Raw genomic sequence first — 11,526 nt, 5'->3', positions numbered from 1 at the left:
GCGCGAGTGCTGACTGCCTGAGGTGACGTTCCGCAGCCGGGTCGAGCACCTCGACAGCCAGTACGCCATCTGAGCGACCGCCTGCAAGCAGCGGGCTGTTGGATCGGCTCGGCGACACCAGCTGGCGCTGACAATCCCGTGACCTGCGTGACCACGTGGAGCGGGTGACCGGGATCGAACCGGCATGGCCAGCTTGGAAGGCTGGGGCTCTACCATTGAGCTACACCCGCGGTGCACCCCGAGAGGTGCCTGCACAGAGTACCGGTCGCCCCGAGTGCCTAGACTCAGCGGCGGGCCACGGGGTGTAGCGCAGCTTGGTAGCGCACCCGCTTTGGGAGCGGGGGGCCGTGGGTTCGAATCCCGCCACCCCGACTCACGTCAACCGTCGTCCGCGACGTCTCTAGACTCGTGGGCGACCTGGCGCCGCCGGCGTCGGGTCCCGTCTGTCCCCCAAGAGGAGCGCTGCCCTGTGAAGAGCACCATCGAGAACCTGGGCCCGACCCGGGTCCGGCTCGCGATCGAGGTGCCGTGGAGCGACCTGGACCACGCTTTCGGTGAGGTCTACAAGGAGCTCGGCCGCCAGGTGCGCGTCCCCGGCTTCCGCCCCGGCAAGGTCCCGACCCGCGTGCTCGACCAGCGCATCGGGCGTCCCGTCGTCCTGGAGCAGGTCGTCCAGCACGCCGTCCCGGAGGTCTACTCCGAGGCCGTCCGCGAGAAGCAGGTCCGCGTCATCAGCCAGCCCGAGGTGTCGGTCACGCGCCTCGAGGACGGCGAGGTCCTGGAGTTCACCGCCGAGGTCGACGTCGCCCCCACGGTCGAGCTGCCCCCGCTGGACGCCCTGGCGGTGACCGTCGACGACGTCGCGGTCAGCGACGAGGAGATCGACCAGCAGGTCGACGTCATGCGCGAGCGCTTCGCCACCCTGACCGGTGTCGACCGCCCCGCCGAGGACGGCGACTACGTCTCCATCGACCTGGAGGCCACGCTCAACGGCGAGGTCCTCGAGGACGGCAGCACGACCGGCATGTCCTACGAGGTCGGCTCCGGCAACCTGATGAACGGCCTGGACGAGGCCGTCCGCGGCCTGTCCGCCGACGGCAGCGCCACCTTCTCCACCGCGCTGCTGGCCGGCGACCAGGCCGGTGAGGTCGCCGACGTGACCGTCACCGTCCGCTCGGTCAAGGCCAAGGAGCTGCCCGAGCTCGACGACGAGTTCGCCTCCATCGCCAGCGAGTTCGACACCCTCGAGGAGCTGCGGACCGACGTCCGCACCCGGCTGGCCCGCACCAAGGTGCTGCAGCAGGGTGCCCAGGCCCGCGACAAGCTGGTCGAGCACCTGCTCGAGGTCACCGACGTCCCGGTGCCGGAGAACCTGGTCGAGCAGGAGCTGTCCTGGCGCAGCCAGGCCATGGAGCGCGAGCTCCAGCAGGCCGGCATGGACTGGGACGCCTACTTCTCCATGGCCGGGATCGAGAGCCGCGAGGCCTACGACGCCGACCTGCGCGAGAACGTCGAGAAGGCCGTCAAGACCCAGTTCATCCTGGACTCGATCGCCGACGCCCGTGAGGTCACCGTCGACAACGAGGACCTCTCGGCCCAGGTCATGGCCGCCGCGCAGCGCAACCGGGTCAGCCCGGAGCAGTACGCGCAGCAGCTGCAGCAGGGCAACAACATCGCCGACTTCGTCGCCGACGTGCGCCGGACCAAGGCGCTGGCCCAGCTGCTGGAGCAGACGACGATCACCGACGAGTCCGGTGCCGTGGTCGACCTGGAGGCGCTGCGCCCGCAGACCGTTACCGCCGGCGACCACGACCACGCCGGTCACGACCACGACCACGACCACGACCACGACCACGACCACGCCGGTCATGACCACTCCGGTCACGACCACGGCGAGGACGAGGTGGAGGACGTCGCGACCGAGGACGCCGTCACCGACGCGCCGAAGCCGGACGCCGCCGGCGACGCGCCCGCCGAGCCGGCCGTGACCGACTCCGAGGCCGCCGTCGACGACGCCGAGGGCAGCACCGACAAGGCCTGACCGCCCGCCACGACAGCGCCGCCCGCACCCCGTCCCGGGTGCGGGCGGCGCTGTCGTTCCCGGCCACCGGCGCCCCCGCTGCGCCCACGGCGAACACCGCCCTGCACCGGGAGGAACCGGTCGGGGGTGGGCGTTAGGGTCGACGTGACACCGAGACGGTCATCGGGACCGCACCTCACGACGTCCGTCCACGACGGTCGTCCGCGGACCCGGCGAACGCCCCAGACCACCGGCAACCCGTTCCACGAGACCGACTGCACCGCAGTCCTACGGAGGTCACCGCACCCGTGAGCAACCCAGCCCTGATCACCCCCGGCACGCCGATGCTGCGCGGCGGTGGGTCGATGATGAACCTCAACGACTCGGTCTACGAGCGCCTGCTGCGCGAGCGCATCATCTTCCTGGGCAGCCAGGTCGACGACGTCATCGCCAACCAGCTCGCCGCGCAGATGCTGCTGCTGTCCGCCGAGGACCCCTCCCGCGACATCCACCTGTACATCAACTCGCCCGGTGGCTCGGTGACCGCCGGCATGGCGATCTTCGACACGATGCAGTTCATCGACTGCGACGTCGCCACCTACGCGATGGGCTTGGCCGCCTCCATGGGGCAGTTCCTGCTCACCGCGGGCACCAAGGGCAAGCGGTACTCGCTGCCGCACACGCGGATCCTCATGCACCAGCCCTCGGCCGGCGTCGGTGGCACCGCCTCCGACATCGCGATCCAGGCGGAGCTCTTCCGCAGCACCAAGCGTCAGCTCAACGAGCTGCAGTCGCAGTTCACCGGGCAGACGGTCGAGCAGATCGAGAAGGACTCCGACCGCGACCGCTGGTTCACCGCGCAGGAGGCCCTCGAGTACGGCTTCGTCGACCACGTGGTGACCCGTGCGGAGACCATGACCTCGACCGACAACCCGGTCACCGACGGACCGGAGAAGTGACCATGAGCAACTTCCAGATGCCGGAGAGCCGGTACATCCTCCCCTCCTTCGTCGAGCGCACCAGCTACGGCATGAAGGAGTCCAACCCGTACAACAAGCTCTTCGAGGAGCGCATCATCTTCCTCGGGGTGCAGGTGGACGACGCCTCGGCCAACGACGTGATGGCCCAGCTCATTACGCTGGAGTCCAACGACCCCGACCGCGACATCACCATGTACATCAACTCACCCGGTGGCTCGTTCACCGCGCTGACGGCGATCTACGACACGATGATGTTCGTCCGCCCCGACATCCAGACCGTCTGCATGGGCCAGGCCGCTTCCGCGGCCGCCGTCCTGCTCGCGGCCGGGACCAAGGGCAAGCGCCTGGCGCTGCCGCACTCCCGGGTCCTGATCCACCAGCCCTCCGGCGAGGCCGGCGGTCAGGTGACCGACCTGGAGATCCACGCGAACGAGATCGAGCGCGTGCGGGTCCAGATGGAGCAGATCCTGGCCCGGCACACCGGCCAGACCCAGGAGCAGGTCCGCAAGGACATCGACCGCGACAAGATCCTCACCGCGGAGCAGGCCATGGAGTACGGGATCGTCGACCAGGTCATCCCGAGCCGCAAGCTCAACGCACTGCCCCCCCTCGCCGTCTGAGGGAGGTCCCCGTCCCCCGGGTCCACGGCCCGGGGGACGGGGGACCGCCGGGGTCCGGTGGCGCCACCACGGCGCTCCCGGACCTCGGCGTCACCCGCAACCCGGCCGGGTCACCGGAGGGGTGCGGGACGGGTGTTACGGGCCGGACGACCCGGGTGAGTTCCTGCCCGGGAAGGTCGTTCCCGCCGGGTAGGTTCGCAGGACGCCCGGCTCCCCGGTCCAGACCGCAGGGAACGACGGACGCCGGCAGTTCCCGGTGTCGACGGGCACCACGCAGGTACCAACGGGACAGCGGCACCGCCGTCCCACTCGAGGTGGAGGTCAGCCAGGTGGCACGAATCGGTGAGAGCGGCGACCTGCTCAAGTGCTCGTTCTGCGGCAAGAGCCAGAAGCAGGTCAAGAAGCTCATCGCGGGCCCCGGGGTCTACATCTGCGACGAGTGCATCGACCTGTGCAACGAGATCATCGAGGAGGAGCTCTCGGAGTCCTCGGACCTCAAGTTCGACGAGCTGCCGAAGCCCAAGGAGATCCACGACTTCCTCGAGCAGTACGTCATCGGCCAGGACCAGGCCAAGCGCACGCTCGCGGTGGCGGTCTACAACCACTACAAGCGGATCCAGGCCGGCGGTGACCGTGCCAGCCGTGACGAGGGCGTGGAGCTGGCCAAGTCCAACATCCTGCTGATGGGCCCGACCGGTTGCGGCAAGACGCACCTGGCCCAGACCCTCGCCCGGATGCTGAACGTCCCCTTCGCGATCGCCGACGCCACCGCGCTGACCGAGGCCGGCTACGTCGGTGAGGACGTCGAGAACATCCTCCTCAAGCTGATCCAGGCCGCCGACTACGACGTCAAGCGCGCCGAGACCGGGATCATCTACATCGACGAGGTCGACAAGATCGCCCGCAAGAGCGAGAACCCGTCGATCACCCGGGACGTCTCCGGTGAGGGCGTGCAGCAGGCGCTGCTGAAGATCCTCGAGGGCACCACCGCCTCGGTGCCGCCGCAGGGCGGTCGCAAGCACCCGCACCAGGAGTTCATCCAGATCGACACCACCAACGTGCTGTTCATCGTCGGTGGTGCCTTCGCGGGGCTGGACCAGGTCATCGAGGCCCGCACCGGCAAGCAGGGCATCGGCTTCGGTGCCGAGGTCCGCGGCAAGGCCGAGATCGAGCAGGCCAACGCCTTCGCCCAGGTCATGCCGGAGGACCTGCTGAAGTTCGGGATGATCCCGGAGTTCATCGGCCGTCTGCCGGTCATCACCAGCGTGCAGAAGCTCGACCGTGAGGCCCTGATCAACATCCTCACCGAGCCGAAGAACGCCCTGGTCCGCCAGTACCGCAAGCTCTTCGAGCTCGACGGGGTCGAGCTGGAGTTCACCGACGACGCCCTCGAGGCCATCGCCGACCAGGCGATCCTGCGTGGCACCGGCGCCCGCGGGCTCCGCGCGATCATGGAGGAGGTCCTCCAGTCGGTCATGTACGAGATCCCCAGCCGTGAGGACGTCGCCACCGTCGTCATCACCCAGGACGTCGTGCTCGAGCACGTGAACCCGACGATCGTCCCGCGCAAGGTCGCCCGCGCCCCGCGCGAGAAGTCCGCCTGAGCGAAGGCCCCGTCCACCGGACGGGGCCGTGGACGCCCGTGGCCCGGAACCGACCAGGTCCCGGGCCACGGGCGTCCGACGACCGCATCGGTCGGCGCGACACGCCGGGGCGGGGAAGAGGAGCGGGGCTGTGGGCGCTCTGTGCGGGGACGCCCGCCGAGCCAGGGAGCACCCCGCGATGCCGACGCTGCTGCAGCACCCGGACACCTCCGCCGCCACCGTGGTCGCCCGCCGGCCACGCCGGCTCCGCCGTCGCCTGGTGGCCGTCGGGATCGGCGCCGCGGTCGTCGTCCCGCTGGTGGGGGTGGCCTACGACCGGGTCACCGGCTGGTCGCCGCTGGAGCAGCAGGTCGTCGACCGCAGCACGCCGCCGCTGCTGCTGGCCCTCGACGACCTGACCGAGTACCACGCTGCGACCGGCACCTTCCAGGTCGTCATCGACCAGGAGCGGGACACCCCCTACGTCCCCTCGGTGATCAGCGGTGAGCGCACCAGCCTGCTGGCGACCGGCAGCGTCGACGCCTACGTCGACTTCACCGGCCTGGACGCCGACGGGGTCCAGCTGTCCGCCGATGGCACCTCGGCCACCATCACGCTGCCGGCACCCCGGCTGGACACCCCGCAGGTCGACGTGGCCAACAGCCGGGTGCTCGACCGCGACCGCGGCCTGCTCGACCGGGTGGGCGACGCCGTGGTCGACGAGCCGGTCGACGACACCGCGCTCTACGCGGCGGCGGGGGAGCGGATGGCGGCGGCCGCCGGGGCCAGCGACCTGCGGGACCGCGCCGAGGAGAACACCCGCGCGATGCTGACCGGCCTCGGCGCGAGCTTCGGCGTCCCGAGCGTCACCGTGACCTTCGCGCCGACGGCGGACGCCCGGGGCTGAGGCCCGCGGACACCCGCAGGACGCCGACGGCCGGAGGACCACCCAGGTCCTCCGGCCGTCGGCGTCCGGAGCCGCTCAGCCCTCCGCGGGCACCTCGGCCAGGACGACGTCGACCCGCAGCGGGCCCTCGCCGGCGACGACGGTGAGCTCGGCGATCCGGCCGGCGGCGACGAGGTCGGGGCGCACCGCCTCCACCAGCGGCACCTGCGCGGCCGGGGCTGTCACCGTGGCCGAGGCGACGTCGGCGCGCATCGACTGCTTGGCCTCGGACTTCGCCTTGCGCACCGCGGCCAGGGTCTCGGCGGCCACCACCGGGACGGCGGTGTCACCGCCGGTCGGCAGCTCGGTCGCGGTCGGCCACAGCGCCCGGTGCACCGACCCGCTCTGCCACCACGACCAGACCTCCTCGGTGACGAAGGGCAGCACCGGGGCGAACAGCCGCAGCTGCACCGACAGGGCCAGCGCCAGCGTCGCCTGCGCGGAGACCGCCGCGGCATCGGACTGGTAGGCGCGGGTCTTCACCAGCTCCACGTAGTCGTCGCAGAACGACCAGAAGAACGTCTCGGCGACCTCGAGGGCCCGGGTGTAGTTGTAGGCCTCCATCGCCGCGGTGGCCTCGTCGACCACCTGCGCCAGCGACGCCAGCAGCCCGAGGTCGATCGGCTCGGTGACGTCCGCGGCGGTCAGCGCCGGGGAGGCGCCGAGGCCGAGGACGAACTTGCCGACGTTGAGGATCTTCATGGCCAGCCGGCGGCCGACCTTCATCTGCGCCTCGTCGAAGGGGGAGTCGGCACCCGGGCGGGCGCCGGCCGCGCGCCAGCGCACCGCGTCGGTGCCGTAGCGCTCCAGCACGTCGATCGGCGTGGTCGCGTTGCCCTTGGACTTGCTCATCTTCTTGCGGTCGGGGTCGACCACGAAGCCGGAGATGGTGGCGTGGGTGAAGGGCACCGAGCCGTGCTCGTAGTGCGCGCGGACGACGGTGGAGAACAGCCAGGTGCGGATGATGTCGTGCGCCTGCGGCCGCTGGTCCATCGGGAAGACGTGCGCGAAGAGCTCCGGGTCGGTGTCCCACCCGGAGGCCACCTGCGGCGACAGGGAGGACGTCGCCCAGGTGTCCATGACGTCGGGGTCGGCCATGAACCCGCCGGGCACGCCCCGCTGGTCCTCGGTGAACCCCTCGGGGACGTCGGAGGACGGGTCCACCGGCAGCGCGGCCTCCGGGGCCAGCAGCGGCTCGTCGTACACCGGCAGGCCCTCGGCGTCCAGGCGGTACCAGATCGGGAACGGGACGCCGAAGAACCGCTGGCGGCTGACCAGCCAGTCGCCGTTGAGGCCGTCGACCCAGTTCTCGTAGCGGTGCCGCATGTGCTCGGGCACCCACTGGATCTCCCGGCCCCGCTCGATCAGCGCGGCGCGCAGGTCGGCGTCCCGGCCGCCGTTGCGGATGTACCACTGGCGGGTGGTGACGATCTCCAGCGGGCGCTCGCCCTTCTCGAAGAACTTCACCTGGTGGGTGATAGGGCGGGGGTCGCCGTCCAGGTCGCCGCTCTCGCGCAGCAGCTCGACGACCCGCTGCTGGGCGGAGAAGGAGGTCTTGCCGGCGAGCTCGGCGTAGACGTGGGCGGGCACGCCCTCGGGGGCGTCGGCGACGAACCGGCCGTCCCAGCCGATGACGGCGCGGGTCGGCAGCTGCAGCTCGCGCCACCAGGTGACGTCGTTGAGGTCGCCGAAGGTGCAGATCATCGCGATGCCCGAGCCCTTGTCCGGCTCGGCGAGGCGGTGAGCGAGCACCGGGACCTCGACGCCGAACAGCGGCGTGGTCACCGTCTTGCCGAACAGCGGCTGGTAGCGGGCGTCGTCCGGGTGCGCGACCAGGGCGACGCAGGCCGGCAGCAGCTCGGGGCGGGTGGTCTCGATGAACACCGGCTCACCGTCCGGGCCGGGGAAGCCGATCCGGTGGTAGGCGCCGGGGCGCTCGCGGTCCTCCAGCTCGGCCTGGGCGACGGCGGTGCGGAAGGTGACGTCCCAGAGGGTCGGCGCCTCCTGGGCGTAGGCCTCCCCGCGGGCCAGGTTGTGCAGGAACATCCGCTGCGCGGTGGCCCGGGAGGTCTCCGAGATGGTGCGGTAGACGTTCGACCAGTCCACCGACAGGCCGACCCGCCGCCACAGCTTCGCGAACTCCTCCTCGTCGACGGCGGTCAGCTGCTCGCACAGCTCGACGAAGTTGCGCCGGGAGATGGGCAGCTGGTCCTTGCCCGGCTTCTCCGGCGGGGTGAAGTCGGCGTCGTAGGGGAGCGAGGGGTCGCAGCGCACGCCGTAGTAGTTCTGCACCCGGCGCTCGGTCGGCAGGCCGTTGTCGTCCCAGCCCATCGGGTAGAACACGTGCTTGCCGCGCATCCGCTGGTAGCGGGCGACGATGTCGGTGTGGGTGTAGCTGAACACGTGCCCGACGTGCAGCGAGCCGCTCGCGGTGGGCGGCGGGGTGTCGATCGCGTAGGTCTGCGACCGGGGGGCGGCGAGCGCGGCGGCCCGGTCGAAGCCGTAGGTCTGCTGGTCGGCCCAGCGGGCGGTCCAGGTGGCCTCGAGCCCGTCCACGGAGGGCTTGTCGGGTACGCCGACGGTCGCTCCTGGGGCCGTGCTGTCCAGGGGGGAGGTGTCGGCTGCCATGACTGGCATCCTAGGAGCGGTGAGCACCTCCCTTTCCCGTGACCTCGACCGGGTCGAGCAGGCGCTCCTCGCCCGCTGGCCGGAGAGCCGCCTCGAGCCGTCGCTGACCCGCATCACCGCGCTGCTGGACCTGCTGGGCTCCCCGCACCGGGCGTTCCCCGTCGTCCAGGTCACCGGCACCAACGGCAAGACCACGACGGCGCGGATGATCGACGAGCTGCTGCGCGGCTTCGGCCTGCGCGTGGGCCGGTTCACCAGCCCGCACCTGGAGACCGTCCGCGAGCGGATCGTCCTGGACGGGGAGCCGATCGGCGCCGAGCGCTTCGTCGAGGTGTTCGACGACATCGCGCCCTACGTGCAGATGGTCGACGCCGGCAGCGACATCCCGATGTCCTTCTTCGAGGTCACCGTCGCCATGGCCTACGCGGCCTTCGCCGAGACCCCGGTCGACGTCGCCGTCGTCGAGGTCGGCATGGGCGGCACCTGGGACGCGACCAACGTCGCCGACGCCCGGGTCGCGGTGGTCACCCCGGTGTCGATGGACCACGCCGAGTACCTCGGCCCCGACGTCGCCAGCATCGCCACGGAGAAGTCCGGGATCATCAAGCCCGCGCCGCCGACCGAGGAGGGGCTGCCCGGCGTCGACGTCGTCGCGGTGCTCGCCCACCAGCCGGCCGGTGCGCTCGAGGCGCTGGTGCGCCGGGCCATCGAGGTCGACGCGACCGTGGCCCGCGAGGGCACCGAGTTCGGCGTGCTGGAGCGGCGGGTCGCCGTCGGCGGGCAGCAGGTGCGCCTGCAGGGCCTGGGCGGGGAGTACGACGAGGTCTTCCTGCCGCTGTTCGGCGCCCACCAGGCGCAGAACGCCGCCGTCGCGCTGGCCGCCGTCGAGGCGTTCCTCGGGGCGGGGTCGGCCACCGGGCCGGTCGCGCAGGACGTCGTCCGGGAGTCCTTCGCCGCGGTGCGCTCGCCCGGGCGGCTGGAGCGGCTCCGCACGTCCCCGGCCGTGCTGGTCGACGCCGCGCACAACCCGGCCGGCATGGCCGCGACCGTGGCCGCCGTCCGGGAGTCCTTCGACTTCACCCGGCTGGTCGGGGTCGTCGGGTGCGTGCAGGGCAAGGACGTCGGCGGCATCCTCGCCGAGCTCGAGGGCCTGTGCGCCGAGCTGGTGGTCACCCAGAACAGCTCCCCGCGGGCCATCCCGGCCGACGAGCTGGGGGCGCTGGCCGTCGACGTGTTCGGGTCCGACCGGGTGAGCGTGCACCCGCAGCTGTCCGACGCCCTGGAGGCGGCGATCGAGCTGGCCGAGGCCGGCCCGGACGACGCCCTGGGCGGGTCCGGCGTGCTGGTCACCGGCAGCGTCGTCACCGCGGGGGAGGCCCGCACGCTGCTGGGCGGGGGCCGGAAGTGACGGCGCCGGACCCGGTCCGCGCGGGGAAGGCGCTCGGCGGGGCGGCCGCGGCGATCCTGCTGCTGGAGGGCATCGCCGTCCTGTTCGTCCCGCGCGGCATCGCGCAGAGCGGCGACGGGCTGACCGGCTTCCGGCTGACCGTGCTCATCGTGCTGGCGGTCCTGTTCATCCTGGCCAGCGGCGTGCAGCGGAAGCCGCGGGGGCTGATGATCGGCACCGTGCTGCAGGTGCCGCTGCTGCTGACCGGGTTCTTCGGCGCCGCCATGTGGCTGGTCGGCGGCCTCTTCGTGCTCATCTGGGCCTACCTGCTGCAGACCCGCAAGGACCTGCTCGGCTCGGCGCTGGGGCCCGTGCCCGCCGCGCCGCCGTCACCGCCCGTCGACTGACCACGGCCGGGGTCACCCGACCGGGGGGAGCCGGGGCGGACACCCTCCGGCACCCCCGGGTCGTGGTCGATGGTGGGTGGGCGCGGACCCCAGCGACGGGGTCGGCGCTGAGGACGGAGGCAGTCATGAGGCACCACGACGGCTGTTGCGCGAGCGCCACCGGCCGGACCGGCACCGGCAAGCGCACCGGGACCGACGGTCCGGCCATCGACCTGGCCGGCCCGGTCAGCCAGACCATCGTGGAGTACGCGGCACGCACCCGGCACCAGGTGCACGGCGACCTGGTCGAGCGGCACGCCCGAGAGCTGCACTCCCGGGCCAGCTTCGACTGCTGGAACGGCCTGTCCGACCGCGACCAGGAGCTGTGGCGCCACATGGCCCGGCTCGACCTGACCACCGGCCGGAGCGCCTGAGCCCAGGCGCCCGGCTCCGGCGGTCAGGCCGCCGGACCGCTGTCCAGACCGGCGCCCAGCCGGTCGTCGTCCGTGCCCAGCCGGGCCAGGACCCGCCGGACGGTGGGGTCGGCCACCGCGAGCACCCCGAGCAGCACGTGCCCGGTGTCCAGGCGCCGCTCCTTGCGCTGCAGCGCGGCCCGCAACGTCTCCTCCAGCGCCCGCTTGCTGCCGTCGGTGAAGGGGAGGTGTCCCCGGACCGGGCCGCGGCCGCGGTCGAGTGCACCCGGCCCGAACACGGCCTCCGTGGTGGCGCGCACCTGGGCCAGGTCCACGCCCACCGCGGCCAGGACGTCGGCGTCCAGGGCGTCCGGGGTCAGCGCCGCGCGCAGCGTGGCGTGGTCGACCCCCGACGCGGCGAGCGCGGTGCCGCCCCGGCCGGTGTCGCGGGTGAGCGCGAGCAGCAGGTGCACCGGCTCGATGCGGGAGGCGTCGAGCTGACGGGCCTCCTCCTGTGCGCGGACGACGGCCAGCCGGGCCTCGTCGGTGAAGCGTTCGAACAC

Annotated in this window: 10 protein-coding genes and 2 tRNA genes; 9 read left to right on the top strand and 3 right to left on the bottom strand. The window is 72.1% G+C overall.

Annotation, left to right across the window (positions count from 1 at the left end):
- Window positions 1–156 precede the first annotated feature (156 nt).
- A tRNA-Gly gene (locus tag O2W14_RS06990) sits at window positions 157–230 on the bottom strand.
- A 68-nt stretch (window positions 231–298) separates the two neighbouring features.
- On the opposite strand from O2W14_RS06990, the gene O2W14_RS06985 reads away from it, so the two are divergent.
- From O2W14_RS06985 to O2W14_RS06960, 6 genes are all read left to right on the top strand, one after another.
- Window positions 299–372: transfer RNA gene (locus O2W14_RS06985), tRNA-Pro, on the top strand.
- Window positions 373–469: 97 nt separating this feature from the next.
- Window positions 470–2,041 carry a trigger factor gene (gene tig, locus O2W14_RS06980; protein ID WP_269175347.1) on the top strand — a complete coding sequence of 524 codons (1,572 nt, stop codon included), beginning with the start codon at window positions 470–472 and terminating at the stop codon, window positions 2,039–2,041.
- A 287-nt stretch (window positions 2,042–2,328) separates the two neighbouring features.
- On the top strand, window positions 2,329–2,979 hold the full coding sequence (locus tag O2W14_RS06975) for an ATP-dependent Clp protease proteolytic subunit (protein WP_442928829.1): 651 nt from the start codon (window positions 2,329–2,331) through the stop codon (window positions 2,977–2,979).
- 2 nt (window positions 2,980–2,981) lie between these two features.
- On the top strand, window positions 2,982–3,620 hold the full coding sequence (locus tag O2W14_RS06970; RefSeq protein WP_269175346.1) for an ATP-dependent Clp protease proteolytic subunit: 639 nt from the start codon (window positions 2,982–2,984) through the stop codon (window positions 3,618–3,620).
- A gap of 329 nt (window positions 3,621–3,949) precedes the next feature.
- A complete protein-coding gene (gene clpX / locus O2W14_RS06965) occupies window positions 3,950–5,224 on the top strand; it encodes an ATP-dependent Clp protease ATP-binding subunit ClpX (protein ID WP_269175345.1) in 1,275 nt (424 codons plus the stop codon).
- A gap of 178 nt (window positions 5,225–5,402) precedes the next feature.
- Window positions 5,403–6,110 carry a DUF4230 domain-containing protein gene (locus O2W14_RS06960; RefSeq protein WP_269175344.1) on the top strand — a complete coding sequence of 236 codons (708 nt, stop codon included), beginning with the start codon at window positions 5,403–5,405 and terminating at the stop codon, window positions 6,108–6,110.
- A gap of 75 nt (window positions 6,111–6,185) precedes the next feature.
- Here O2W14_RS06960 and valS read toward each other — a convergent pair whose 3' ends face one another.
- Window positions 6,186–8,777 (bottom strand): valine--tRNA ligase, encoded by a 2,592-nt coding sequence (gene valS, locus O2W14_RS06955; RefSeq protein WP_269175343.1) that lies wholly within the window; start codon window positions 8,775–8,777, stop codon window positions 6,186–6,188.
- 19 nt (window positions 8,778–8,796) lie between these two features.
- On the opposite strand from valS, the gene O2W14_RS06950 reads away from it, so the two are divergent.
- From O2W14_RS06950 to O2W14_RS06940, 3 genes are all read left to right on the top strand, one after another.
- Window positions 8,797–10,185, top strand: coding sequence for a bifunctional folylpolyglutamate synthase/dihydrofolate synthase (locus tag O2W14_RS06950; protein WP_269175342.1), 1,389 nt, complete (start codon window positions 8,797–8,799; stop codon window positions 10,183–10,185).
- Entirely contained in the window at window positions 10,182–10,571 is a 390-nt protein-coding gene (locus tag O2W14_RS06945) for a DUF4233 domain-containing protein (RefSeq protein WP_269175341.1), read from the top strand. The genes O2W14_RS06950 and O2W14_RS06945 overlap by 4 nt, the downstream gene beginning before the upstream one ends.
- A gap of 125 nt (window positions 10,572–10,696) precedes the next feature.
- Window positions 10,697–10,984 (top strand): hypothetical protein, encoded by a 288-nt coding sequence (locus O2W14_RS06940; RefSeq protein ID WP_269175340.1) that lies wholly within the window; start codon window positions 10,697–10,699, stop codon window positions 10,982–10,984.
- Window positions 10,985–11,007: 23 nt separating this feature from the next.
- On the opposite strand, the gene O2W14_RS06935 is transcribed toward O2W14_RS06940, so the two are convergent.
- The gene (locus tag O2W14_RS06935) at window positions 11,008–11,526 is read right to left on the bottom strand and encodes a Clp protease N-terminal domain-containing protein (RefSeq protein WP_269175339.1); all 519 of its coding nucleotides are present in this window, start codon (window positions 11,524–11,526) and stop codon (window positions 11,008–11,010) included.

Source organism: Modestobacter sp. VKM Ac-2986, assembly GCF_026967795.1.
Classification (GTDB): domain Bacteria; phylum Actinomycetota; class Actinomycetes; order Mycobacteriales; family Geodermatophilaceae; genus Modestobacter.
Note: the sequence above shows the minus strand (reverse complement) of the source record. Positions and strands in the feature narration are given on the sequence as shown.

What these genes read in the sequence shown, in the direction of transcription:
- O2W14_RS06970 (WP_269175346.1), top strand. Translation starts at nt 2,982, where the DNA reads ATGAGCAACTTCCAGATGCCGGAGAGCCGGTACATCCTCCCCTCCTTC.
- O2W14_RS06960 (WP_269175344.1), top strand. Translation starts at nt 5,403, where the DNA reads ATGCCGACGCTGCTGCAGCACCCGGACACCTCCGCCGCCACCGTGGTC.
- valS (WP_269175343.1), bottom strand. Translation starts at nt 8,777, where the DNA reads ATGGCAGCCGACACCTCCCCCCTGGACAGCACGGCCCCAGGAGCGACC.
- O2W14_RS06940 (WP_269175340.1), top strand. Translation starts at nt 10,697, where the DNA reads ATGAGGCACCACGACGGCTGTTGCGCGAGCGCCACCGGCCGGACCGGC.